Origin of the sequence: Bartonella queenslandensis, from assembly GCF_018155095.1 — a bacterium.
GTDB lineage: Bacteria > Pseudomonadota > Alphaproteobacteria > Rhizobiales > Rhizobiaceae > Bartonella > Bartonella queenslandensis_B.
On the sequence record NZ_NAAI01000013.1, the window covers coordinates 1 to 21,876 of the forward strand.

Annotated in this window: 29 protein-coding genes; 10 read left to right on the plus strand and 19 right to left on the minus strand. The window is 42.9% G+C overall.

Annotation, left to right across the window (positions count from 1 at the left end):
* Positions 1-215 precede the first annotated feature (215 nt).
* Positions 216-1,373: a tyrosine-type recombinase/integrase gene (locus B5V81_RS07705; protein WP_212112951.1), complete on the plus strand. Its 1,158-nt coding sequence runs from the start codon at positions 216-218 to the stop codon at positions 1,371-1,373.
* Positions 1,374-1,644: 271 nt separating this feature from the next.
* Entirely contained in the window at positions 1,645-2,193 is a 549-nt protein-coding gene (locus B5V81_RS07710) for an antA/AntB antirepressor family protein (protein WP_212112952.1), read from the plus strand.
* 167 nt (positions 2,194-2,360) lie between these two features.
* On the opposite strand, the gene B5V81_RS07715 is transcribed toward B5V81_RS07710, so the two are convergent.
* The 3 genes from B5V81_RS07715 to bgtA form a co-directional block, all read right to left on the minus strand.
* On the minus strand, positions 2,361-2,573 hold the full coding sequence (locus B5V81_RS07715; RefSeq protein ID WP_212112953.1) for a hypothetical protein: 213 nt from the start codon (positions 2,571-2,573) through the stop codon (positions 2,361-2,363).
* 128 nt (positions 2,574-2,701) lie between these two features.
* On the minus strand, positions 2,702-2,929 hold the full coding sequence (locus B5V81_RS07720) for a hypothetical protein (protein ID WP_212112954.1): 228 nt from the start codon (positions 2,927-2,929) through the stop codon (positions 2,702-2,704).
* On the minus strand, positions 2,926-3,588 hold the full coding sequence (gene bgtA / locus B5V81_RS07725; protein WP_212112955.1) for a gene transfer agent endolysin BgtA: 663 nt from the start codon (positions 3,586-3,588) through the stop codon (positions 2,926-2,928). Before bgtA ends, B5V81_RS07720 begins: the two co-directional genes overlap by 4 nt.
* 159 nt (positions 3,589-3,747) lie before the next feature.
* Here bgtA and B5V81_RS07730 point away from each other — a divergent pair, with 159 nt between their 5' ends.
* From B5V81_RS07730 to B5V81_RS07745, 4 genes are read left to right on the plus strand one after another with little or no spacing between them, the layout of a single operon-like run.
* Entirely contained in the window at positions 3,748-4,050 is a 303-nt protein-coding gene (locus B5V81_RS07730) for a type II toxin-antitoxin system RelE/ParE family toxin (RefSeq protein WP_212113015.1), read from the plus strand.
* Complete coding sequence (locus B5V81_RS07735) at positions 4,037-4,357, plus strand: addiction module antidote protein (RefSeq protein WP_212112956.1); 321 nt, start codon at positions 4,037-4,039, stop codon at positions 4,355-4,357. The genes B5V81_RS07730 and B5V81_RS07735 overlap by 14 nt, the downstream gene beginning before the upstream one ends.
* Before the next feature lie 45 nt (positions 4,358-4,402).
* The gene (locus B5V81_RS07740; protein WP_212112957.1) at positions 4,403-4,726 is read left to right on the plus strand and encodes a type II toxin-antitoxin system RelE/ParE family toxin; all 324 of its coding nucleotides are present in this window, start codon (positions 4,403-4,405) and stop codon (positions 4,724-4,726) included.
* 11 nt (positions 4,727-4,737) lie between these two features.
* Positions 4,738-5,049: a helix-turn-helix domain-containing transcriptional regulator gene (locus tag B5V81_RS07745; protein ID WP_212112958.1), complete on the plus strand. Its 312-nt coding sequence runs from the start codon at positions 4,738-4,740 to the stop codon at positions 5,047-5,049.
* A gap of 72 nt (positions 5,050-5,121) precedes the next feature.
* Here B5V81_RS07745 and B5V81_RS07750 read toward each other — a convergent pair whose 3' ends face one another.
* From B5V81_RS07750 to B5V81_RS07785, 8 genes are read right to left on the minus strand one after another with little or no spacing between them, the layout of a single operon-like run.
* Positions 5,122-6,429 (minus strand): phage late control D family protein, encoded by a 1,308-nt coding sequence (locus B5V81_RS07750; protein ID WP_212112959.1) that lies wholly within the window; start codon positions 6,427-6,429, stop codon positions 5,122-5,124.
* Positions 6,426-6,650: a tail protein X gene (locus B5V81_RS07755; protein WP_212112960.1), complete on the minus strand. Its 225-nt coding sequence runs from the start codon at positions 6,648-6,650 to the stop codon at positions 6,426-6,428. The genes B5V81_RS07750 and B5V81_RS07755 overlap by 4 nt, the downstream gene beginning before the upstream one ends.
* On the minus strand, positions 6,647-7,027 hold the full coding sequence (locus B5V81_RS07760; protein ID WP_212112961.1) for a phage tail protein: 381 nt from the start codon (positions 7,025-7,027) through the stop codon (positions 6,647-6,649). Before B5V81_RS07760 ends, B5V81_RS07755 begins: the two co-directional genes overlap by 4 nt.
* Before the next feature lie 5 nt (positions 7,028-7,032).
* The gene (locus B5V81_RS07765) at positions 7,033-9,168 is read right to left on the minus strand and encodes a phage tail tape measure protein (protein ID WP_212112962.1); all 2,136 of its coding nucleotides are present in this window, start codon (positions 9,166-9,168) and stop codon (positions 7,033-7,035) included.
* Entirely contained in the window at positions 9,165-9,281 is a 117-nt protein-coding gene (locus B5V81_RS09120; RefSeq protein ID WP_342356089.1) for a GpE family phage tail protein, read from the minus strand. Before B5V81_RS09120 ends, B5V81_RS07765 begins: the two co-directional genes overlap by 4 nt.
* Positions 9,278-9,562, minus strand: a complete 285-nt coding sequence (locus B5V81_RS07775; RefSeq protein WP_212112963.1) for a phage tail assembly protein — start codon at positions 9,560-9,562, stop codon at positions 9,278-9,280. The genes B5V81_RS09120 and B5V81_RS07775 overlap by 4 nt, the downstream gene beginning before the upstream one ends.
* A gap of 2 nt (positions 9,563-9,564) precedes the next feature.
* On the minus strand, positions 9,565-10,071 hold the full coding sequence (locus tag B5V81_RS07780) for a phage major tail tube protein (RefSeq protein ID WP_212112964.1): 507 nt from the start codon (positions 10,069-10,071) through the stop codon (positions 9,565-9,567).
* A complete protein-coding gene (locus B5V81_RS07785) occupies positions 10,071-11,282 on the minus strand; it encodes a phage tail sheath subtilisin-like domain-containing protein (protein ID WP_212112965.1) in 1,212 nt (403 codons plus the stop codon). The genes B5V81_RS07780 and B5V81_RS07785 overlap by 1 nt, the downstream gene beginning before the upstream one ends.
* A 350-nt stretch (positions 11,283-11,632) precedes the next feature.
* On the opposite strand from B5V81_RS07785, the gene B5V81_RS07790 reads away from it, so the two are divergent.
* The 3 genes from B5V81_RS07790 (at position 11,633) to B5V81_RS07800 (ending at position 12,956) form a co-directional block, all read left to right on the plus strand.
* Positions 11,633-12,151 (plus strand): Rha family transcriptional regulator, encoded by a 519-nt coding sequence (locus tag B5V81_RS07790; protein ID WP_212112966.1) that lies wholly within the window; start codon positions 11,633-11,635, stop codon positions 12,149-12,151.
* A 174-nt stretch (positions 12,152-12,325) separates the two neighbouring features.
* Positions 12,326-12,577, plus strand: a complete 252-nt coding sequence (locus B5V81_RS07795) for a type II toxin-antitoxin system prevent-host-death family antitoxin (protein WP_212112967.1) — start codon at positions 12,326-12,328, stop codon at positions 12,575-12,577.
* A complete protein-coding gene (locus B5V81_RS07800; RefSeq protein WP_212112968.1) occupies positions 12,570-12,956 on the plus strand; it encodes a hypothetical protein in 387 nt (128 codons plus the stop codon). The genes B5V81_RS07795 and B5V81_RS07800 overlap by 8 nt, the downstream gene beginning before the upstream one ends.
* 9 nt (positions 12,957-12,965) lie before the next feature.
* Here the strand turns inward: B5V81_RS07800 and B5V81_RS07805 are convergent, their stop codons facing one another.
* The gene (locus B5V81_RS07805) at positions 12,966-13,262 is read right to left on the minus strand and encodes a HigA family addiction module antitoxin (RefSeq protein ID WP_212112969.1); all 297 of its coding nucleotides are present in this window, start codon (positions 13,260-13,262) and stop codon (positions 12,966-12,968) included.
* Between the two features lie 87 nt (positions 13,263-13,349).
* On the opposite strand from B5V81_RS07805, the gene B5V81_RS07810 reads away from it, so the two are divergent.
* Positions 13,350-13,529 carry a hypothetical protein gene (locus tag B5V81_RS07810; RefSeq protein ID WP_212112970.1) on the plus strand — a complete coding sequence of 60 codons (180 nt, stop codon included), beginning with the start codon at positions 13,350-13,352 and terminating at the stop codon, positions 13,527-13,529.
* A gap of 324 nt (positions 13,530-13,853) precedes the next feature.
* Here the strand turns inward: B5V81_RS07810 and B5V81_RS07815 are convergent, their stop codons facing one another.
* From B5V81_RS07815 to B5V81_RS07845, 7 genes are read right to left on the minus strand one after another with little or no spacing between them, the layout of a single operon-like run.
* A complete protein-coding gene (locus tag B5V81_RS07815) occupies positions 13,854-15,212 on the minus strand; it encodes a Bgr_08870 family protein (RefSeq protein ID WP_212112971.1) in 1,359 nt (452 codons plus the stop codon).
* A gap of 13 nt (positions 15,213-15,225) precedes the next feature.
* Positions 15,226-18,369 carry a DUF4815 domain-containing protein gene (locus B5V81_RS07820; RefSeq protein WP_212112972.1) on the minus strand — a complete coding sequence of 1,048 codons (3,144 nt, stop codon included), beginning with the start codon at positions 18,367-18,369 and terminating at the stop codon, positions 15,226-15,228.
* Position 18,370: 1 nt separating this feature from the next.
* Positions 18,371-19,477: a phage tail protein gene (locus B5V81_RS07825; protein WP_212112973.1), complete on the minus strand. Its 1,107-nt coding sequence runs from the start codon at positions 19,475-19,477 to the stop codon at positions 18,371-18,373.
* Positions 19,477-20,304, minus strand: coding sequence for a baseplate J/gp47 family protein (locus B5V81_RS07830; protein WP_212112974.1), 828 nt, complete (start codon positions 20,302-20,304; stop codon positions 19,477-19,479). The genes B5V81_RS07825 and B5V81_RS07830 overlap by 1 nt, the downstream gene beginning before the upstream one ends.
* The gene (locus B5V81_RS07835) at positions 20,301-20,642 is read right to left on the minus strand and encodes a GPW/gp25 family protein (RefSeq protein ID WP_212112975.1); all 342 of its coding nucleotides are present in this window, start codon (positions 20,640-20,642) and stop codon (positions 20,301-20,303) included. Before B5V81_RS07835 ends, B5V81_RS07830 begins: the two co-directional genes overlap by 4 nt.
* Positions 20,639-21,328 (minus strand): phage baseplate assembly protein V, encoded by a 690-nt coding sequence (locus B5V81_RS07840; protein ID WP_212112976.1) that lies wholly within the window; start codon positions 21,326-21,328, stop codon positions 20,639-20,641. Before B5V81_RS07840 ends, B5V81_RS07835 begins: the two co-directional genes overlap by 4 nt.
* The gene (locus B5V81_RS07845) at positions 21,309-21,851 is read right to left on the minus strand and encodes a hypothetical protein (protein ID WP_212112977.1); all 543 of its coding nucleotides are present in this window, start codon (positions 21,849-21,851) and stop codon (positions 21,309-21,311) included. Before B5V81_RS07845 ends, B5V81_RS07840 begins: the two co-directional genes overlap by 20 nt.
* Between the last annotated feature and the right edge of the window lie 25 nt (positions 21,852-21,876).

Consider the following 21,876-nt stretch of genomic DNA (forward strand, 5'->3'; position numbering starts at 1 on the left):
TGGTGCCCCCAGAGAGCGAATCAGGCTTTAGCAACGAGAATCAAGTTATGTAAATATGTGCAAGAGCATATTGATGTCTATAATTTTTTATGTTCCAATAAAAAAATTAAGAATTAAAGAAAAAATCTCAAATCAAAAAATTAAGGTGGTCTAAAAGGTGGACCTAAAAAGGTGGACGAGCGATGTATGAAAAGGTGGACGAGAAGGGAAATTAAGTGAGGGGGATTCATAGATTATCAGCATTACTTGTAAAGTCTGCTTCTCAAGGTAAATATTGTGATGGAGCAGGGCTATGGTTGAATGTTCGAAAAGACAATACGCGCTCTTGGTTCTTTCGTTATACATACCACAACAAACGCCGTGAAATGGGGCTTGGTCCAGTTGCACAACTTTCTCTGAAAGAAGCGCGCGAACTTGCCAAGCATTATAGTGCTATTCTCAGAGAAGGCAATGACCCTATTGTCTTTCGAGAACAAACCGTCTTAAAACAGCAAAGCAACATGTTCAGTGAGATTGCAACAGCGGCTTTTGAAAGTAAAAAAGCAGAGTTAAAAAATGAAGGCAAAAATGGGCGCTGGTTTTCTCCGCTGGAATTGCATGTTATTCCACACATAGGTAGCCTCTCTATAGAGAAATTAACGGCTAATATCATTAGCAATGTTCTTGCACCCCTTTGGCATGAGAAAGCAGATACAGCACGAAAAGCGTTAAACCGTATCAATATTTGCTTGAAATATGCGGCTGCTCTTGGTTTGGATGTTGATCTACAAGCTTGTATGAAAGCACGCGCCCTTTTGGGAAAGCCTCGTACTACACCAACAAATATTCCTGCTATGCCATGGCAAGAAGTTCCGGCATTTTATCAGAGCTTGGATGATAATATCCTTTCAAATTTAGCACTGAAGCTCTTGATTTTGACAGGAGTACGGTCATATCCATTGCGCTATTTGCGTCTTGAACAAATTGATAAAGATATATGGACGATACCCAAAGAAAATATGAAGGGCATTGTAGGAAAGGTTTCAGATTTTCGCGTGCCATTGAGTAATGAAGCTTTAAAAGTGATTGAAAAGTCTCTCCCCTTTGAAAAAAATGGTTTTCTCTTTTCTGGTCTTACCGGAAAACCAATTTCTGATGCAAGCATGGCAAAATATATGACAGTTTGTGGTTTGACTTATCGCCCCCATGGTTTTCGTTCCAGTTTACGGGACTGGATAGCAGAAACGACGTCAACACCCTTTGAGATTGCAGAAACTGTTCTTGCGCATTCAGTTGGGAGTTCAGTGACAAAAGCTTATATGCGAACGGATTTTTTAGAACAACGCCATGCTCTCTTGGAACAGTGGGCTGCATTTATAACGGGAGATACTTGACAATATGGCTACATTATGTCTATTCTTAAATCAGGTGCCTAGAAAACACCTTAGACACATAGCGGATAGATTGCCGATACAATCTTTTCTCCGCACATTAAAGGCTTTGACTCATTATATGCCGTGGCATATAAAGGTCTTGTCGGGTGTGGTTATGCTATACAATACCCTTTTGGGAAAGGCATAACGACGGGCTATGTGCCGTGTTTTCTAGCACCCGGCGCTCTTCTAGAGTGTCAATAGAAGACATTTAAACACATAGGAGTTCATTATGAACACACTTATAGAAATTAAAGAACAAATCATTGATCAGGAAACTGTTCAAACGGTAAACGCTCGTGATTTGCATGCGTTTTTGGAAATAGGGAAAGATTTTTCTACCTGGATTAAAGATCGCATTAATCAGTATAAATTTGAAGAGGGTAGTGATTTTATAAAAACACAAGATTTGCGGTCCCCAAAATTGGGGAGCGCAAAATCTAGAGCTGTTACAGCAATAGATTATCACCTTACCTTAGACATGGCCAAAGAACTTTCAATGGTTGAACGCAATGAGAAAGGTAGACAGGCTCGTCGTTACTTTATTGAGTGTGAAAAAAAGTTAAAAAGCCAATCTGTTGATTATGATAATGATACACGCTTTGATTTGCCAAGTTACTGGGAGGGTATGAGTGCTGGTGAAAAAGCTTTGTATCTTTTAGGTCCTATCCATGTTCGTCTTATTGATGCTTTCAGAGTAGATGAAGAGAACAGAAAATATAAAGCCCTCATTAAAGAAGCTAAGCAGGTTTTAGCAACATCTGTTACGAAAGCTGCTTAGTTTTAAAACCGATTTCATCTCCCCGTTTCAAAAGCGGGGAGAGGATAAGGCTTTCAGTTTTTGAAACCCACTGTTTGAGATGTACAATGATATTATCTCTCGCACCTGTGAGACGTGTGAAATTGATAATCCATTTGCCAAACAGTTTCGCACATCTCAGAATGTATTTAGAGTCGGATATTTGGTTTTTGTGTAAAAATATTTACCAATGCATCTATAAGACGTGAAAAATCAAGCGCTAGTAAGAGTATAATGAGTACAATCCATTTCGTATAACGTGACATCACTTTTATACTTTTGTAGGTCATGATAATTTCTTGAAGTATTTCTTTTTCTCCTTCTGTAAGTTCTATATCGTCTTGTGTTTTTTTCTTAGCCATGCTTCCATCCACACACACGTTCGCCCTGCTTGTTATGCTTTAAGATCTCTCTTGCTAAATTGGAACTGATGACGTCAACATCTTGCCTCTCTAAATAAATTGGCAACCAACCAACACAAGAGATATACTTATTTGTCCCGCAACCAACGAGAGAGAGCAGCACGCACATCAGTATCACTTTTCTGATTAACTTCATTTTCCACCTCCAGCCGTGTTGTTGCTGCCTTTAAGGTTTTTTCTATTTGCTTTTGCTGTTCTGCCTTTTTTCCAAGGGTAAAAGCTTTTGCCAAAGCCATAAAAAAAGCGGCTAGAACCGCGCCTGTTAACAGCAGATTTCTTTTCATCCATAAGATCATAGGCGGTGTTCCTGAAAACGTTTAGCAACAAAGAAAATGCCAGCACATGCAGCTAAAACCATGATAGTGGCGAGCGCCCATTGCACTGGACCATTGCCTGCTAATAAGCCTCCAAGCCCAGAAAAAGAGCCGATAATAGGAGCAAGGGCTTCGGCTTTGAAAAGCCCTGTTGGTGCTTGCGTTTCGACCGTTTGGTAGTTAGAGGAAACAAAAGCACCTTTCGCCCATAATCCTGCTTCTGCTGCACGCCGGTGTACAAGACCTTGCAAACGTTTTCCACCAGCTTTGGTCCATTTCTGTAATTCGGTTGGGATTGCTTCATAATCGCAACGATTGAGTTTTTTTAATAGAGTCGAATTGCAAAAAGCTGTTGTTCCTACATTATAGCAAAAGGAGACCAATGCCGCGAATTGTTCATCGGTTAAAGAAACTTGAACGGCTTGTTCAACGGCATTTTCAAATTGTTTTAAATCTTGGCAAAGAAGTTCTTCAGCTTGCTTTTCGGTGATTGCCATGCCTTTGTGAACAAAAGGTTTTCCAGCATTGTTTGTATGTCCATAACCAATGGTCCACACCCCGATGGCGTCTTTATAGGCATTGAGACGTAAACCTTCCCATTGTTTAATCAGCGCTAGCCCTTCTTGTGATATTGTTCGCATATGCTTCTCCATAAAAAAAGCCCTGCAAAAAGCAGAGCTGGATTAAAAAATTGACTTCTTTCCCATTCGAAAGGTTGGCTTGTTAAAACCTATGTAGCTTTTTCATTGGAACAAAAGAATGTATTTGACATTATAGAAATTGTATCTTATAAGTTACAGATGTTTACAGTATACAAAACAGAGCATTTTATAAAATGGTTAGATTCTTTAAAAGATGAGATTGCGCAAGCACATATTGTTAAACGCATAGCAAGAATAGAAACGGGATTTCTTGGAAATGTAAAATTTTTCCGTGGAATTGGAGAGTTAAAAATACATCATGGTCCTGGCTATAGAATCTATTTTGTAAAACAAGGGAAACAAATCATTTTGTTATTAAATGCTGGTGATAAATCTACACAACAAAAGGATATCGAAAAAGCTCTTCAATTAGTAAAGGAAATGAAACATGGAAATTACTAAATTTGACACAAGTGAATATTTCAAGACACCTGAGACACAAAGGATTCTTTTAGAAGATGCTCTTGAAAGCAAAGATAGTAAGTATCTTGCTCATGTTCTTGGTATAATAGCAAAAAACCAAGGAATGAGTAAAATCGCTCAAAATACAGGATTATCAAGAGAGTCTCTTTATCGTTCTTTAAGCGATAAAGGTGATCCACGGCTTTCTACTTTTCTTAGTGTTTTAAGTGCTTTAGATTTGCAAATGAGTTTGACGCCCATTCAAAAGAATTGTAAGGAGGAAACAGCTTTAGAAGAAGCATCTTAATCATTTCCTTCTTGACAAATATTCGTTTATAAACGAATATGCATTATGTTTGAAATACGTCACTACCTTACCTCTGATGGCAAAGACTTGATAGCCGATTGGCTGCGAAAGCTCCGTGATGTGCAGGCTAAAACTGCAATTATTCGCCGTCTTAATCGTTTAGAGCAAGGAAACTTTGGCGATTTCAAGCCGCTTCGTGATGGTGTCTATGAACTGCGTATTAATATTGGTCCTGGTTACCGAGTTTATTATGCTCAGTCTGGAAAGACCGTATTATTGTTATTATGCGGTGGTAGCAAAAAAACACAAGACACCGATATCACTCGTGCATGTGCTTGTTGGTACGATTGGCAAAACCGTGAAGATTAAGGAGTGCAAAAATGAAAGACCGTAGCCATGATGATGCAATGGCAGAAATATTCCATAATGACCCTGAGTTGGCAGCAGCGACCCTTGATGCAATCCTAGCAGATGGTGACCAGGGGGAACTGCTTGTAACACTTCGTCAAATGGCAAAAGTCTATGGTGGTGTTCAAGCTGTAGCTAAAGCAGCCAAACTGAATCCTACACAACTTTATCGTACACTTTCAGAAAAAGGCAATCCAGAGTTCCGCAGCTTGAATGCTTTACTACGTACCATGGGGCTTCGCTTAGCTGTACAACCTCTTGAACGACCCGTTCCACACGTTTAATCTGAGTATTGAGTGTATTAAACATTTTCTAGCCCTAAACAACAGTGTTTTATGGCAAATCATGGTAACCTGTTATCTATCTTCCTCCTCCATATGGATAACGCCTTCGCCTTCATCACATGCGTTAGGTGGGGCGTTTGGATCAAGGGTATCATCTTTGTCTGGTGTGGTGTTTGCAACGTTTCCAGCCGCATCTTCTTGGGTTTCATCAAAAAGCTCGCAATCTATTTTTGTGGTATAACCACCTGTTTTATCAAGCTTGTGTTTAACGCTTTTGATGCGCCATTCTGCTGGAATATAGGGGCGGAAAGGGGGCTCTTGAACAAGCTTTGCTTCTGCTTGTACAAAGGGATCACCACCAATATCACAGGAGAAAGAAGATTTGCCACGCGATGATTTATTGCGATAAGCCGCAATGGCCCCAACAGCTTCTGATTGATTGTGGTAGGTATATTTAAGTTCATGAAACGGTGGTTTGCCAACCTTGACTTCCTTTTTTTCACCAGTGCGAATATCATGATAGTTTGCGATAACACCGCCTTTTTTCTCTTCTGCTTGCTCTTGTTTTTCAGGTGTTTTGGCTTCCGTCTCTGCTTTAGGCAAATTGGGGGCGTCACTTTCATCCATATGGATAACATCTTCACCTTCTTCAATTTCCTCTGGTTCTCGTGCATCAGCGGCGGCTTTTTGATCATCTCCTGCCTCTGTTGCTAAGCCATTGGCCGCTCCTGCTTCATCACGCGCACTGTATTTAAAATCCCAAGAGCTGCAGAGTTTTTCATGGATAAAAATAACGGGGAGTGTTTCACCAGTGATGGCTTTGCCTTCCCCTCGTTTAGCCAAAACAAGCTTGCCATCAACGGGTTTTGCTACCGCATCATAGTCTTCTGCAAGGCGCGTGGCAAAAGCCATATCGCTTTCAGAAGTTTGGTCAATATGACGCACAACAATTTTTGCAAGAGCAGGGTCAACTTTTGGTGTATAGCCATTGCGCTCTGCTATCTCTTGAACAATACTGCCAAGGGTCTGTTGGTGATAGGATTGGCTTTTGGGTGTTCTATAAGACGTATTCATAGAGGCGGCGCGTCCTGTCACGCTTAAACTTTGTGGGGGGCTGCTTACAGAGATTTCATCAATCAGATAGGCTCCCATATCGCGGACTTTACCGCCTTCATAGCCAAGTGTTATGGAAATAATTGTTCCGATGAGAGGAATATCAAGAAAGCCATTGTCGCACTCACGGGCGCGGTCATCAAGCTCTATGGTAATGCGGTCACTTTTGTCTTCTGCTTCATCCGTAATTTCAATCGACAAAACATAGTCCATGAGAGTTCTTGTGATGTCCTCTCCATTTGCCATCACTGTGCAAAAAGGTTTCACGATCGGCTGCCCCAAATTCTGATTACCGGTGTGGCTTTAGGATAGGGGAGGGTTGGCAAAACGATTGTGATGCCTGCTTTTAAGATGGGGCCATAGTCTGCAAGACCAAAGTTTGCTGCATAGACGCGTTCAACAGCAAGGGCTTGTTGACCCTTTGCATAGTATCTCCAGCAAATGGCATCAACCATATCGCCTTCTTTTGTCACGTAAAGATCACTCATAGCTCTTCACCATATTCTCTCAACTTTATTGTAAATTCTTGTTTTTTGGGGGATCCGTTTTGGTGAAAAATGCTTTGCTTTTCTTCTACAGAAAGAATGACAAACTTGCCTAAAATTTTGCCCTGACCGGTCACAAGGATATGAGGACCATTATGCGCCATTTGTCGCAAATACTCGATTTGTCCGTGACCGCCTTTAAAATCTGGATAGATCACACCGGTTAAAGAAAATTCCGCATTTGCCACAGCAGGCAATTGAAGCGCTGCTTTGCGCCCCAATCGCCCTTGCTCGACCCATGGAATGCCATAAGACATGTCAAGGGTTTGATAAGCGGCCGTTTCAATGGAAAAGATAAAACCACCCAAAGCTAACATCATGATGTTTAATCCGAAAGGCTAGAAGCTATAGCTAAGCGTTGCTGTCCCGCATAGCGTTCAAGGGCTTGATTGACGGCGTTTCTGATTTCGTCCTTTAAACCATTGGGGACGGAAATATTTAAATTTGAAATCATCACGCGGGCATCTACTTCTACCGGCTTATGAACGGTAATGGGCTTGGGAGCTTTGAAGGCGCCCGCTTTTGTATTTGGAGCTTCCATATGCTTTGTTTCAATGGCTCCAGTATTAGAACCATTCTTGCGTTTTTCAGGGGGGGTATTTGTAACCACTACTGTATCAAGCATTCTTTTGACAGGTACTTTGGTTTGATCGGTAAAGGTTTTAATGGTCTTCGTTGAAGTTTTGTTGATTGAAACATTAAACCCTAACTTTTCTTTCATCCAGTTTGGCATCCAACTGGTTAATTTACTCATCATGCCGCTAAACCATTCAGACAGAGCATTCCATTTGTTTTTGATGCCCTCCCAAAGCCCATTAATAAGATTGGAGCCTACTTCCATTAAATCGACACCAAACAGCCATTCAATGAGTTCATTGATTTTTGTTGCAATCCAAGAGAGTGGTGAAAAGTTTTTAAAGAACGTCAAGAGGTTATTGAAAGCATTACTACATAAGCTCGCAAAAGAATCCCATAGCTTGCTTATAAAGCTTATGACTGTGTCCCAATGTTTGTAGAGCAGATATCCGGCAGCAACAAGAGCTGCAATGCCGCCAATAATCCAGCCTATGGGTGTGGTCATGATAGCAACACCAAGTGATATAAAAGCAGAACCAACAGCGGTTATTGCTGGGATAAGTGACGCTACAAGAGATACCGCAAGACCAGCAACTGCAGAAGCTGCTGGTACCATTGCCGCAATGAATGCTCCGGTAAGAACGGCTCCAACTGCGGCTAAAGATGCAGCTACCCAACCATTGAGTTTGTCCCAATATTTATAGAGGACAACAAGAGCTGCAATACCCCCAATGATCCAGCCTATGGGGGTTGTCATGATTGTGATACCAAGGCTAACAAATGCGGCTCCCACGGCTGCTAATGCGGCAATGAGTGGACCAAAAATGAAGGAACCAAGAGCGACAAGCCCCACCTTGAAAAGGGTTATTTCACCAATCAGAGGTTCTAGCCATTGGAACCAGCCTTTAATCCTCTCTGTGAGATCACTGATGCCTTTTCTTAAATCAGAGGTAGGATTAAGCAAATCATTAAAGACTTTTCTTAAGGTTTTCGCCCAGCTCGCAACGGTTGTTTGGATGAGGTCACGGTTTTCATCAATTAACTTTGAAAAACCGTCAACCATATCATTGATGACGGGCATGAAACGTGCACCAATAAAGTTCGCGATACCACCTACTTTTTTCTTAAAATCATCAAGTTTATCGGTCAAATCTGCTGCATAACTGGCAACATCAGCACCTATGAGCCATTTTCCCTTTCGTGCCTGTGCAAACAGTTTTTGGATTGGCTTCATGCCTTGCGAGAGCATGGTAGCCATTTCCTTGCCATCACCACCAAACAGAAGAGCAGCAATATGCTGTCTTTGTGCTTGACTCTTTATTTTGCTCATCTTGTCGGTAATTTCTTCCAATAAGACTGAGTTTGATTTGAGTTTTCCAGAAGCATCTTTGACAGAAATGCCAAGTGCCTCAAAGCCCATAATGCCTCTTTTTTGTCCGGCATATGCTTGTGCAGAACGCCTGTTTAAAGTTGCTAAGGACTGTTGAAAGAGTTCGGCTGAATATCCTGAATGATCCGCAGCATAGCCCCATAATTGAAGCGCAGTAACACTCATGTTTAAGTGGTGTGAGGCGTGATGAAGACTATCCCCCATATGCACCGTTTTCATGGTAATGGCACCCAAGCTTGCAACAAGACCACCACCAGCAAGCCCCAAAGCACCAGAAAAGATCGCAGCGCGTTTTGCCGCTATACCAAGAGCACCTTGAACACCATGGAGGCTTTTTGTCATGTTTTTTACAGCAGCAGAAAAACGCACAATACCCAAACTATGTGATAATTTTTTTGATAATGTATCGAATTGCTTTTGTACACGTTTAAGAGGCGCGGTGAGTTTGTCTTCAAGAGATAATTTCACCTTTGCATCGGCAACTTTTTCACTCATTTTGTCTTATACCTTTCTGCTGCTTGTTTTTGCCAAAAGAGCAACTCTCTTGGTTCCATTTCCATCATCTCTGAAAGGGACCAATGGAACACAATGGCAATATCGGCTATCAGTTTTGCGGCGGTTTCCCAGTCGAGGTATCCCGCCGTTTGATAAAAGACTCCAAGATCTCTCCAATGCTCGACAAATCATTGACGTCGAGTTCGCTGATAGCCTCATGCGGCCATCCAGAAAGGCGTGCGATCATAGCGATTGTTTGCTCTACGCCTTCTTTTTTGTCGATTGCTTGCAAATCTTTTGTTTTGGGGCGCTGTAAGGTAATTGTGGTGTGCTCTTTTCCTTCAAACGCAATGGGGATCAATAATTTATGTGTAATGCTTGTTTGGACGGTCATTTTTATAATCCTAGATTGTTTCTGTGGTCTGCGAGTTGATTGACGCCATTGAATTTTCTCACCAAGTTGAGAACGTCTATCTCAACGATTTCAACGTCCTTCTGGACATATTTGAAATATTGCAATGTGAATGTTGCTGTAGAAGTTGCTTTGCCTCCCGGTTGCCATTCTGCCATTTCAAAGCCTTTGCAAAGTCCTCTCATGGTCATGACAACACCTTCTGCGGGTGTGCCTTGTGCTTGCATTGAACTGCGCAATGAGATGTTGACATCCGTGCGTCCCAACAGAGCCATTAACTCTGGAGAGCAATCAGAAATGGTCATGCTAAGCGTGAGGGTTTCAAGACCAAGATCAACCTCAATGGAACTATCCATGCCACCACCGCGATAACTTTCAACGACCAAACTCAAATTCGGTAGAGTGACACTTTCACACTTTGCTTGATAGGGAATGCCGTCGACAAAAATGTTAAAATATTTCAAAACTCTTGGTAATACGGGTACGGTCATTAAAAGATCTCCTCTAGGTAATCATTGATGATTTGTGAACGGAACGTGATATGTTCTGCGGGTGTTGTGGGGGTGAATTCCACATTGAAATAGACTTTTCCGCTTTCAATGGCGCTTGCTGTATTAAGCTCTAGATCAGGCGTACAGCGTCCACCAAGAATGGCGCCTTGTGCTTTCAAATCACGCAAATAGGCATTGACGCTTTCACTGACATCATGCATGTAGGTTTTTTTGATATTGCGGTCGACAGCCCATAGATGCCCGCGCAAAATAGCATCATTGATCATATCTGCGGTGCGTACCACGGATAAAAAAGCGAATTTTGTATCACTTGAAAGGGTGCGATTGCCCCAAAGGCGATAGCCATTTTCGCGAATAATGGTTGTGATGTTTTGTTCATTGAGAAGGTTGGCACGGCTTGATCTGTCACCAATGGAAAAATCAATGGGGCGTGCAGTTCCCACAATCCCATTGATCACTTTATTGGAAGGCGAATGCCAAAAGCCATGGGTAAAATCCGTTTTGGCAATGACACCAGCAACCGCTGCACTTGCTGGTTCTTCTAAAATTTTGCCATCACGGTTTACCTTTACAAACGGGTCAATGAGAATGGCGCGCTTTGAATCAAAATCCTTTGCTGTGCTAAGAGCGGCTTCATCTGTTGTGTTGGGTGCATCAAGCACCACAATGGCGCGCAGGCGCTCGGCAATGCCAATCAATTCTGCTGCTACAGGGTTGGCAGTTGCACCAGTTTCATTCCCTTTAATACCCACATTGGAAGGGCGCTGATGTGTAAAGCCTGGAGCAATCAGAATACGTGGTGTTTGTCCCACAATGGATTGTGCCCCAATGAAAGCATGAACGCCTTCATAAGCACCATTTGCGTTTACACCGCCTAGAATATTGGTGAGTGTCGCATTTTCATTGTCACCTTCTTGCACACGGACGACAACGACAATTGCTCCTATTTGCTTGAAAATGAGATCAAGGGCATTGGGTAATGTACCGCGTCGTTTGCCTGTTCTATCGAGTTTTGCGGCTTGTGAAAGAGAACCCGCTACCAAAACTGGTGTGTTAAGAGGAAAAGCTTGTTCATCGGCATCGGGTGCTGTACCAACAATCCCGATAACTGCCGATTGAACTGCACGAAGGGGGCGGGTGCCGTCGTCAACTTCAACGACTTCAACACCGTGTAAAAAACCTGTTGCCATTTTATACTCCTTTGAAATATTGGCTAATGAAATGAATGGGAAAAAATGAGAAACGAAAGCCGTTCTGACGAGCGACTTGACAAAATGTTTAAAACCGTTAGATTCATAAAAAGGTGCCTAGAAAACACCTTGATAGTAAGCGGATAGATTGCCGATACAGTCTTTTTCCGTGCATTGAATGCTTTGACTCATTATATGCGCATAGCGTATAATAGGGTTGTCGGGTGTAGTTATGCTATACAATACCCTTTGAGGGGAAAGTGTAACGACGGACTTACTACCGTGTTTTCTAGCACCCGATACCCTTCTAGGGTGTCAATAGAAGACGTCTAAATAGTAAGGAGTTCATCATGAACAATTTAGTAACAATCAACAGTGCTGGTATCGCTGTCACAACCTCTTTAACAATTGCTGAGGGTATTGGAAATAGCCATGCTACAGTTATCAAGCTTGTACGTCAAAACATTGAAGATTTTGAAGAATTTGGAAGGGTTGGATTTGAAATCTCATCCTTTGGAACCAAAGGTGGAAGACAAAAGAGAGTAATAGCTATCCTCAATGAACCACAAGCAACTTTACTCATGACCTATATGCGTAACAATGATATGGTACGCATATTTAAAAAGGCCCTCGTTAAAGCTTTCTATGATTTAAAAAATCAATTGATTGATCAGGACCGTGACACGCGATTTGATTTTCCAAGCAACTGGAATAAAATGTCTCCTACTGAAAAGGCTGTTTATATTTATGGACCTCTCCACATGCACCTTGTTAAAGCCTTCACCTTAGTAGAAGAGAGCAAACATTATAAAACGCTTGTTGAAGAAGCCAAGCAAGTTTTAGGAAAAACTATTGTAAAAGTTGCTTAAGTAAAAAACATAGCTTATCTTCCCTGCTTTAAGTGGGGAAGAGTTTAATAGATACCTTTGAGAAAGGCTTATTCCAGTTACAAAAGGGTGTTTTTTCTCCAGTATGTTGTAAAACATCTTTACATAATACATATTATACGTACAATACGTATTATCTATTAAAAGGCTGTCCTTATGAAAAAATATAGTTTTACAGATATCAACCGCGGGGCAGGCGATATTTTAGACGAGGCTATGTCAACACCTGTTGCTTTGACAAAACGAGGGCGTGAAAAAATCATTATGCTTCCTGTTGATTTATATCATGAATTAATAAAATCCCGTTCTAGTGTACAATCTTTTGTTTATGCAGATGCACCGCAAAATATATTAGACGATTTAGACCATGGTTTAGATGACATTTTAAACAGTGATGAACATGTTTAAAGTGGGGGATGTTGTTCGGTATTATTATTTATGGCATGAACAAGCCCAAAACGGTGAACATTCGGGTCGTAAAGCGCGTCCTTCTTGTGTCATGGTTAAAACTGAAAAGCATCTTTTTTTGTTTCCTATCACCTCTCAAGAGCCAGTTAATTTGCAATTTAGCTTAAAAATACCTGAGATAGAATGTAGGCGTGTGGGTTTGCAAAAGCAATCTTGGGTACGTGTTGATGAATTTAATGTTGTTTCTTGCGAATCTTTGTTTGACTTTGAAGATTTAAAACCTCAAGGGCGTTTTAGTCTTGCTTTCATGCGTAAAATTGCACTTAAAATTAAAGAAGTTAAAACAATAAAACCACTTGGAAAAGTTTCTAGAGACTGAGTTATACAATTAAACGGTATGGAGTGTCGGAACTTTGCTAACATCTGTTTTCCGTTCAGCATGCCAAGCATCATAATTGGCTTGAAGCTGTAGCCAGAGGGCTGGTCCATTTCCTAACAATTTACCAATGCGAGCCGCTGTTACGGCTGTAACTGGACGTTCTCCTTTAAGGATGCCGTGCAAGTGCTGGCGTGATATTTGAAGAATCCGAGCAATTTCGGTTTTGCTTGCATTTAAATGTTCTAAGGATTCAGCTAAAACTTCTCCTGGATGAGTAGGGCAGCGATCAGGATTACGTGTGGTCATAGATAGTCTTCTTTGCAATTAATTTTAAAATCGTTACAATTTAAACAGTATGCCATTGATATTATATAATTTAAAGAAATTTAAGAAATGAACATCAAACCTATTCGCACTGAACAAGCTTATCAAAAAGCCTTAGAAATTGTGTCTGCAATGTTTGATCAGCAACCAGAAGTTAATACGCCAGAGTTTGATAGAATGAAAACTCTTGTTTTGTTAATTGAAGCTTATGAAGCCGAACACTATCCTGTTTCTCCACCTCATGCGTAAAGAGAAGGACAGGCACATGGAGGGAATAAACTTGCACGTAAACATCAAGGATTTTACAAACATACCAAAAGCTGTCTGATCAAATATTGCTAAAAATTCAGATCCCTTGCCATTCTTAATAAAGCGAATACGAAGTTTAAGTTCTATTGTCATTTTGCTCTCCAAATCAATGGAGAGACCATAACAATCATCTATACTCTCTCATAAGTCTGACACTGTCAGTCAAAAAGCCCTTTAAAAGGGCTTTGAAGAGAACTTTTAAAAATCATACAAACCCACTATACAATAAGCACCATTTGAATTGTGTTCTCTTTGGTTATGTAATTAATCTTTCCACAATCTTATAAGGACAGCGCCATCAGCTCCAGCACCACTTGGAGAAAAATCTCCATGAGCACCAGCTCCACCGCCGCCAAAACCACGCCCTGCTTTTCCTGAACTATAGGAACCTTGCCCCATCCCTCCAGAACCACCCCTTGATGTATCGCCCCCAGCATCACCGCCATTACCACTTGTTTTACTCGTAATTCCACTCGTTCCAGCATAACCATTTCCCCCTTTGGCTAATCCTGGATATATGTTTGTTGCTAAACCAAAATTTCCCCCCACTCCTCCAGCACCACCACTTCCTGAATAGTAGTCAGTAATATAACCGTTTCGTGAACTATAATAAGCACCCCCACCACCATTTCCTCCTTTAGCGGTAATAAAATTCTTTCCAACGGTTGTTGTTCCTCCAGAATTACCTGTTGCACGGCGCGAGGCAACAGAAGCTCCCCCTTTACCAACGATGATATCCTCATGACCATTTAAACTGGCTTTATAGCCATACCAGACTGAACAACCGCCACCGCCGCCGCCGCCTCCTAATCTTGGCGTATCCGCTCCGCCACCACTACCCCCACCGCCCCATGCTTGGATTTCAACCCTAGTTTGGTCCGTTACCCAATCGGGCCACTCAATCTTCCCATCTTGCGTATACAGCAATTCAGCATCGGCAATAATGAGTTTATTAATCAAATCTTTTTTGATTTTTTTAATTTCATGCTTGAGAATATCTATTTCTGATTTCGTATAAACAAGATCTCCATCGACTTTTAAAGGTCCTTTAAGAAAGCTTCCGCTTGCGCTTAGACGGGTGACCACTTCGGTATTATGGATGAGGCTAAACGGAGAATTACCTAATAGCTCTAAACCACCACTCATAGTGACTTTGCTGGTAAATTTATTGTAATTCTGCCATTCATTGGGATTTGCTAAACGCCCATAGCTTGTCAGATCTTGATTGATCTTGGCTCTAAAATCATCAAGCCCCACAATGTCTTCGGTTTTATGTTGATGTGCTCCTAACAGTGAGACAGCACTGCCAAAGGTAAAATTGTTGTTGCTTGATTTGTAGAGAACATAATTGTTGGCGGCATCTTCTGCCCCCTCAATATCGCTTAAATCAGCAAAAGTGAAGGTTTTATCCGCTGCCATTTTGCCATTGAGAGCGCTTTCTAGATCTGTGATTTCGCTTATGGTATGCGTGTGGTGTAAAGGCGCCTTTTGGTCTATTTTTTTCTCAACAGCCAAAAGTGCTTGGTCAAGTTTGCCCAAGTTCTCGCGCAAGATTGGGAATTCAGAACTGATAAAACGCCCTTCTTGTGGCAATTCCATGTCGAGTTTTTTGGTTTTGGTCATCTCTGTTTTCCCCTCATACTATGCCAGCGCCAAAATCACGCACCATGGACCGCGCCGCCGGTCCACCGGTAAGCGTGAGTTTAAGGCGTGCTTGTTTGGCTGTCTTGTCACCACTGATAAATTTTCGCTCTGTCCAAAGAGGCTCGGATAATTGTTCTGTTTCATCGAGTTTTAAAGGGACAAACGCTCCATCATCCAGCTGCATCTTCAGTAAAAAAGTTGCACCACCTGGCAAAAAGGTTTTGATATAGCTGGTCAGTCTCGCCTTTTCCCCAAAGGCAAAAGCACGCGTGACATAAGTGGCTTCCTTATGGATCTTTCCTGCAATCAACTGAATAGGGGCAAATAACACCGGTGAGAGTTTTTCTGTGCCTTTAAGAATGGCGCGAAGCTTGACCTTTTCACGGATATATTCGGTAAGGCTTAACAATTGAAAGGGAAGCAACTGATAAATTGTGCCGTTATTGCGTTCAATTTCAAAGAGGACAGAACACTCACTTGACGGCAGTTCAACCGCTGCACGCACTTGTAAATCAGAGCAGTCCACAAGATCAAATTCACCTAAATCAACCCTCTTTTCTGTTTGCCTATAGCGGGCAGCGAGCACCCTAAATGCCAAGGCCTCATCTTGATGGGCGCTCCAGCTCTTGGCATTGACCGAGGAAAAACGGGGACCCGTCACATAGGGGTGGCTTGAGACATATCTTTGGTTGTCTTTATCAAAATCCCCAAGTTTAGCCAGTGAGACAGAATGATCAGCATCATCGGTTTTAAGCACAAAAGCAGTTAGACGATCATCGGGCACGAGAAGTGGCACATCATAGCGTGCGCCAACCCATCCGGTTTTTGCACCCTTCATAGAATAAGATGTTTGGGCTTGAATATCAGCGGTAGGATAACCGTTTTCGGTGGTGACCAAATCAATCACCAGATCATGGTTTTGATTGCCTATTTTACAAAGGTGGAAATCAACCCCCGTGATTTGTCGTGTTTCATCGGGGGTAAAGACTTGGGCTTGCGGGTCATAGGCTGTCCATATTTTCACTGTGGTGGTCCGTCGCATCACCTTTACATCAATCACCCCTTGACCCGTAAAAAGCCCTGTTGCTGTTGTTCCACCTTTCCCTCGTGCCACAACGTTTTTTGTACCAGCCGTAATATTCGCAGGAATGCTAAAGGTGCCTTCAAGGGTGCCTTTGCTATCGGCAACAAGGCGGCTTGTTGGCAAGACATTGACACCATCAAAGGTAAGGCTTTGCAAGATTTCGCCACTGCCAAAGCCTTCAATCTTAAAGTTCAGCTTCATTTGCCTTAAAAAATCGATCTGCTCCCTTGCGGCATTGACCAAATCATCCCGCACTTCTGTGTTACGGATAGTTCTCCCACGGTTCCAGCCCATATTGAGTTGATTGGTCACACTGGAGAGCCAATCGGTGCGCTGTTCATGCCAAAAATCTGTTGCGGGGTTAAGGGTGACTGTTCCAGGCAAGGGTGCAAAATTTTGATAGGGATTGATCTTTTCGCAAGCGGTTGTCAATTCTTGTGCAATGATGACTTCATTTGTCCAGTCAAGGGTAACGGGTGCTGTCAGATGAGCGGTGTAAAAAGTTGGATCAATGGCAAGCTGTAAAATGCCATGACCAATAGCCCCTGTTTGGGGAAATCCTTCATCTCTGTAACTGTCATCGAGAAAAGGGTCAACAAACATGCCTTTTTTGGCAACGGGCTCCTTAGAGTCAACATTACTTTTAATACGCTCTAATTGCATGAGGCGATCAAGGGAGAGCACCCGTTGAAAATAACGCCACATCTCATCATAAGGGGCAACACGCGTGCCATCATTAACCACAAGGGGGGTGCTAAGCCAATTATTGGTAATGGTGGCAAGGGAGAGCACATCATCAGGGACACTGGGCGCCATGGGTTGGTCTGAGGAGACCCCTTTGATATAGACGACATTGCCTTTTGTGTTGAGACCAATACGGTCAATGCGGGGCAATTTGTAAGTGTAACTCACAATAATATCACCTCCCTCAGCCCCTCCTGAGACGGTGATTTCCTGCGCTGTGACTTTATCAGCCGTGATTTTTGCACGGGTGCGGTAGGTCACCGTATAGCTGCTTCCTGGTAAGGGTTCATCTCCCACCGGTGCCCAATCAATAGTGTCTCCGGTTTTTTTGAAATCCTTACCTTCTTTAAATTCCTTGGTTCCTTGAACAATTTTGATAAAGGCGGTGATGCTTTTATCGGGAACACCATCACGCCCAGCAGCAACCGCACCACGGGTTATCGTCACGGTTTTTTCTTTCGTCAACAAAAGGGAATGAACAGCAGCAATGGGAGCGTAATAGGGTTTAAAGGTAAAGCTTGTCTTGCCCTTTGGAGGTGCAAAAATATGGGTTTCACTAGGAACGGCACTTGTCGAAAAGTCTTGCATCTCTTCATGGCGCAAAGCAGCCAAGCGCTTGCGTTTGAAACCATTGATATTGGCTTCTCCCTCTTGAATACTGAACACCTGCTTTTGTCCCTCTTGCCCCAACGCTGTGACACGGCATCCCCCCACGATATAATGTCCATGGGCGCGGTCGTACGTCGCAATGGCTTGCATGGCCGGTTCAAGCAGAGAGGGGGATTTTTGATCAATCAAAACGCCATCTTGCAAAATATAAACCGGAAAAAACGAGCCTTTCTGGTCATCATCTTTGAGAGCCCAGACAAGTTTTGCAACCTCGCGTGCTGCTCCGGGCTCTCCTTCTGCCAAGGATCCTGGCACTTGTCCCAACAATTCTGGATCATCCTCATAGGTCACCCATTTCTTTTGCAACTTTACACCGATTTCCACACGCCCAATCATGGACATATTCTCCAAGACAGCATCACAGACAGGAAATATATCGCCTGCAATATAAATCTTGCCCTCCGTTAAGGTAACGGTTTTTGTGTCTTTGTTGACAAAAGCATCAGCCCGTTCAACGCGGTCTCCTTCTTTTGCCACAAGGCGCCCCAAACGGTCATGACGCCCCCTGATGATGGTTTGCATTTCATTGAGTTCACCCGCTTGAAGAAAAGAGCGCTGTCCATAAAACACCACGCTTTGTTGTTCATCTTTGCCGATTGATCTGTCAATTGCAAAGGGCAAGCCACTTTCATGTTTCATGTTAAAACCTCAATAAAATTTTGAATTGTTCGCGAACATCAGCACGCAAAGGAATGTTGATCGGTGTTTTAAGGATCTCTACACCGCCCTTTAGTTCACCCTCGTCACACCAAAGTTTGCCAGGGGGTGTCTGCTCTGCCACAGTGCCATGAACGAGGAGGGAAACAGAGGCGGCTTGTTTGTCCTCAACATCCTCAAAATCTGTGCGGGCGGCAAGAAACAACAGAGTGCCAGTTGGGGAAGGGTTAAATCTGTTACCACAATGGCTGTAGGCGCCATCGATCGCTTGTTCAATAGGCTGGACAATGCTGCATCTTCGATACCCAATCAGAGCATTGTTTGCGTCTCTTAAAGCCAAATAAAGGGGACGGTTTTGGAACCACTCTGCCATAAGGATATCGCGTTCATGTTTTTTGACCGAACACCAGGGAAAATTTGCCAACTCCCAAGGATAATCAATTTGATCCCAGCTTAACTCCTCGTCAAAGTCATCAATCCAGTTGCCAATGCGTTTGCCTTCTTCTTTTGTGAGCGTGTGATTGATTTCTGTTGTGCGTCCAAAAGAAAACAGAGTGCCACGAGCTGTAAGACAGATGCCACTCTCGAAGTCCAGCATGCTGTCATCAAGACGTGACATATTGCTCTCTATGGCTTCCACATCATAACCATAGGTCCCACGGCGAAAATCAGAACGCAAACTTTTGGAAAGTCTCACAATCGCTTCAATGGCTTCAAGGCTACTTTGTTCAGGCAACTGGTTAAATTCAAGTTGAAAGGAATTCCACCATGCACGCCCAGACCATGCGGGTGTAAAGTGCGCAGAAAGCTCTAACCATTGAAGTCCCAACTCAATGGCGGCAACAGAGCCGCGCAGGCGCTGCCATGCAAGACCTTGGTCAATCAAATCATAGAGGTTTGGAACATAAGGCGAAAGTTCACCAAGTCCATATTCTTCAATCAACCATGGCAAAAAGCGGGGAGGGCGTGTGATCAGTTTTGCACGGGAAATCCCCAAAACAGACCCATCAACATCTTGATGAAAGTCGCAAGCATCGGCAAGGCGTTTCTCAAATTCTGTTGCATGTGAGGGGAGGAGCGAGCCAACCATTAGCGCGCCCGCCCTTTAAAGTTTAAGGTGATTTTGCCAATCGATAAGATTTCTTCATCACAAACTGCACTGTCCTTTGTTGGTGTAATGGCAATCACTTTCTGGACACCAGCTATCATCAGTTTTGAAACCCACCACGAGAGGCTTAATTCACGACCAATGGCTTGTTCTTGTTTCCAAGCCGTGCGTAAATTTTCTTCCATTGTTGTGAGAATTTTCAAAGATGTTTCCGGCAACAGCCAAACATCGGCTTCTAAATCCAGCACTTGTTTGACAGCAGCATGCACAATGATGGTATCATTGGTCATGATGATATTTTTTCTGTGAAGAGCTTGTGAAACTGTTTGTAAGAGATCTTCAGAGGCTGTCCCTTCTTCATTATTGCCAAAAACAGCAACATAGATAGTTGGGTCTTTGCCTTTACGATAGATAATCGCATCTTTCACTCGACTATCGGCTGTCAAGGCGATAAGCTTGTAATAGGGTTCTGTTCCACTTCCGTTTCCCCCACGGGCATGAAGCTGTATGCGTTCACGATACCTCTCATCACTCTCTCCCTCTATGCGGGCAATACCATGCCAGTTTCCTAAAGCATCAAGGGATTCACCGGTGGCAAAATCAAGAATATTATTGCGTGCTGCCTCGTTAATACGCTGTCTTAAAAGCAGTTCTCGATAGCTAAAAGCCTCTATGACTTTTACGGCTGGATCACTTTCCAAAAATATATATTCGGGTAAAAGCTCTTTTAAATGGGTAAGAACAGCAGCGCGGATTTCTTCAAAAGAAAGTTCTGTAATAATTTCCGGTTTTGCAAGCGCTCTACTCATTGTATCAATAATCCTTCCATGGTGATGGGCTTTCCTGATGGCAAATACATGCCCTCAAAGGACAGAGAAACTTGTCCGGTTCCAAGCATTTTAAAATCAATCTTTTTCAGCTTAAAACGCGGTTCCCACTTGTCCAAAGCCTCGGCAATGGCGGCATAAAGGGCAACGGCAAAAGCATTATTCACTGGCGCATCAATGAGTTCTGCAATGCGTGAACCATAATCACGTCGCATCACCCGTGTGCCAATGCGTGTTGATAAGATATCAATAATCGACTGCCGCAAATGCTCTATGCCAACCAATGGTTTTCCTGTTGTACGGTCCATTCCACTGTTCAATTCGGACCTCCTGTCATGGAACCACCAGGGAAAACACCCCTATGAACATGGGTTGCTCCTACATTGGTGCTGTTATGCTTTAATTCCCTTGAATTGATGGAAACCTCATTGTCTGAATGAAGAGAAACATCTTCCTGCGAATTGAGTGAAATGTTCCCCTCTGCTTTTACAGAAATGTTGCCCTTTGCCTTTAAACTCAGATCACGTTCTGAGGTGATTTTTATGCCTTCTGGTGCACTAAGCTCTAGCTTACCAGCATCCCCTTTGAGTGACACACCATCAGAGATGGTTAGGATAAACTTTCCTCCCGACTTGATGTTAAGGGCATAGGTGTTTTGTTCATCATCATATTCAAGGCTGGTGCCATCGGGATAAAGTGTTTTATGAATATTGCCTTTATCGGCTACTTGGTTCGCATCGGTATGAATAGAGCCAACAATCACCCCTTGTGATAAATCGCCTGATGATGAGACAACAACCACTTGCTCTCCAACATCGCGCCCCTCATAAGAGCGTGTTTTACCGGCGCGGGCTTGGGTATCTGGAATCCAATCACTGATAAGATTTCCAGTTTTTACGCGATAGCGTGCGTTTTTATGGTCGACATGGCTAATTTTCCCCACCACAACCATATTGGCTACGCGTCTCTTTAAATCGGTGATCTCTTTATCGCGCCGCTCTAACATGGTCACCTTCAATTTTATGGTATTTGTCTTCGTTTCCCATACCTGTTTCGGGTTTAAAACCGACAAGGGGTTCAACAACTCTTGCGGTTGCATTTCCTTCGTTAGGAGAGGGGATATTGGTGATGTAAGTCACGTCAAAGGTTAAAATTGCACCGTGGAGCGCTAGGGCGCCATTATCACCAAAGGCAAAAGCAATATTTTGCAGGCGGCATGTCTCAACAGTGTTGTTAAGATTGGGGTTGGCATGGAAAATCTCTTCAACTTCCCATGCTAATTGGTCAACAAAGCGTGCACCCTCTTCACATGTTGCATAGCATTCAACATCTACTGTTAAAACACGCCGCCTTAAGCCAAAATCATGTCCATCTTCAATGGTTTCATTTTGCGTTGAGATATTAATAGCCGGCATTGTTTCAATAAATAAATTGAAATCACGCATATTGAAAACATTGTCGCCAGCCACTGTTTGTGCTGCCTTTATCAAAGCAACAAATGTTTCTCTTATCGTCTCGCGGGGATGCATGGGAGCTCCTGTTCAATTAAGTGTA

What these genes read in the sequence shown, in the direction of transcription:
- B5V81_RS07710 (WP_212112952.1), top strand. Translation starts at nt 1,645, where the DNA reads ATGAACACACTTATAGAAATTAAAGAACAAATCATTGATCAGGAAACT.
- B5V81_RS07715 (WP_212112953.1), bottom strand. Translation starts at nt 2,573, where the DNA reads ATGGCTAAGAAAAAAACACAAGACGATATAGAACTTACAGAAGGAGAA.
- B5V81_RS07720 (WP_212112954.1), bottom strand. Translation starts at nt 2,929, where the DNA reads ATGATCTTATGGATGAAAAGAAATCTGCTGTTAACAGGCGCGGTTCTA.
- bgtA (WP_212112955.1), bottom strand. Translation starts at nt 3,588, where the DNA reads ATGCGAACAATATCACAAGAAGGGCTAGCGCTGATTAAACAATGGGAA.
- B5V81_RS07730 (WP_212113015.1), top strand. Translation starts at nt 3,748, where the DNA reads ATGTTTACAGTATACAAAACAGAGCATTTTATAAAATGGTTAGATTCT.
- B5V81_RS07735 (WP_212112956.1), top strand. Translation starts at nt 4,037, where the DNA reads ATGGAAATTACTAAATTTGACACAAGTGAATATTTCAAGACACCTGAG.
- B5V81_RS07740 (WP_212112957.1), top strand. Translation starts at nt 4,403, where the DNA reads ATGTTTGAAATACGTCACTACCTTACCTCTGATGGCAAAGACTTGATA.
- B5V81_RS07745 (WP_212112958.1), top strand. Translation starts at nt 4,738, where the DNA reads ATGAAAGACCGTAGCCATGATGATGCAATGGCAGAAATATTCCATAAT.
- B5V81_RS07755 (WP_212112960.1), bottom strand. Translation starts at nt 6,650, where the DNA reads ATGAGTGATCTTTACGTGACAAAAGAAGGCGATATGGTTGATGCCATT.
- B5V81_RS07760 (WP_212112961.1), bottom strand. Translation starts at nt 7,027, where the DNA reads ATGATGTTAGCTTTGGGTGGTTTTATCTTTTCCATTGAAACGGCCGCT.
- B5V81_RS07765 (WP_212112962.1), bottom strand. Translation starts at nt 9,168, where the DNA reads ATGAGTGAAAAAGTTGCCGATGCAAAGGTGAAATTATCTCTTGAAGAC.
- B5V81_RS07775 (WP_212112963.1), bottom strand. Translation starts at nt 9,562, where the DNA reads ATGACCGTCCAAACAAGCATTACACATAAATTATTGATCCCCATTGCG.
- B5V81_RS07780 (WP_212112964.1), bottom strand. Translation starts at nt 10,071, where the DNA reads ATGACCGTACCCGTATTACCAAGAGTTTTGAAATATTTTAACATTTTT.
- B5V81_RS07785 (WP_212112965.1), bottom strand. Translation starts at nt 11,282, where the DNA reads ATGGCAACAGGTTTTTTACACGGTGTTGAAGTCGTTGAAGTTGACGAC.
- B5V81_RS07790 (WP_212112966.1), top strand. Translation starts at nt 11,633, where the DNA reads ATGAACAATTTAGTAACAATCAACAGTGCTGGTATCGCTGTCACAACC.
- B5V81_RS07795 (WP_212112967.1), top strand. Translation starts at nt 12,326, where the DNA reads ATGAAAAAATATAGTTTTACAGATATCAACCGCGGGGCAGGCGATATT.
- B5V81_RS07800 (WP_212112968.1), top strand. Translation starts at nt 12,570, where the DNA reads ATGTTTAAAGTGGGGGATGTTGTTCGGTATTATTATTTATGGCATGAA.
- B5V81_RS07805 (WP_212112969.1), bottom strand. Translation starts at nt 13,262, where the DNA reads ATGACCACACGTAATCCTGATCGCTGCCCTACTCATCCAGGAGAAGTT.
- B5V81_RS07810 (WP_212112970.1), top strand. Translation starts at nt 13,350, where the DNA reads ATGAACATCAAACCTATTCGCACTGAACAAGCTTATCAAAAAGCCTTA.
- B5V81_RS07815 (WP_212112971.1), bottom strand. Translation starts at nt 15,212, where the DNA reads ATGACCAAAACCAAAAAACTCGACATGGAATTGCCACAAGAAGGGCGT.
- B5V81_RS07820 (WP_212112972.1), bottom strand. Translation starts at nt 18,369, where the DNA reads ATGAAACATGAAAGTGGCTTGCCCTTTGCAATTGACAGATCAATCGGC.
- B5V81_RS07825 (WP_212112973.1), bottom strand. Translation starts at nt 19,477, where the DNA reads ATGGTTGGCTCGCTCCTCCCCTCACATGCAACAGAATTTGAGAAACGC.
- B5V81_RS07830 (WP_212112974.1), bottom strand. Translation starts at nt 20,304, where the DNA reads ATGAGTAGAGCGCTTGCAAAACCGGAAATTATTACAGAACTTTCTTTT.
- B5V81_RS07840 (WP_212112976.1), bottom strand. Translation starts at nt 21,328, where the DNA reads ATGTTAGAGCGGCGCGATAAAGAGATCACCGATTTAAAGAGACGCGTA.
- B5V81_RS07845 (WP_212112977.1), bottom strand. Translation starts at nt 21,851, where the DNA reads ATGCATCCCCGCGAGACGATAAGAGAAACATTTGTTGCTTTGATAAAG.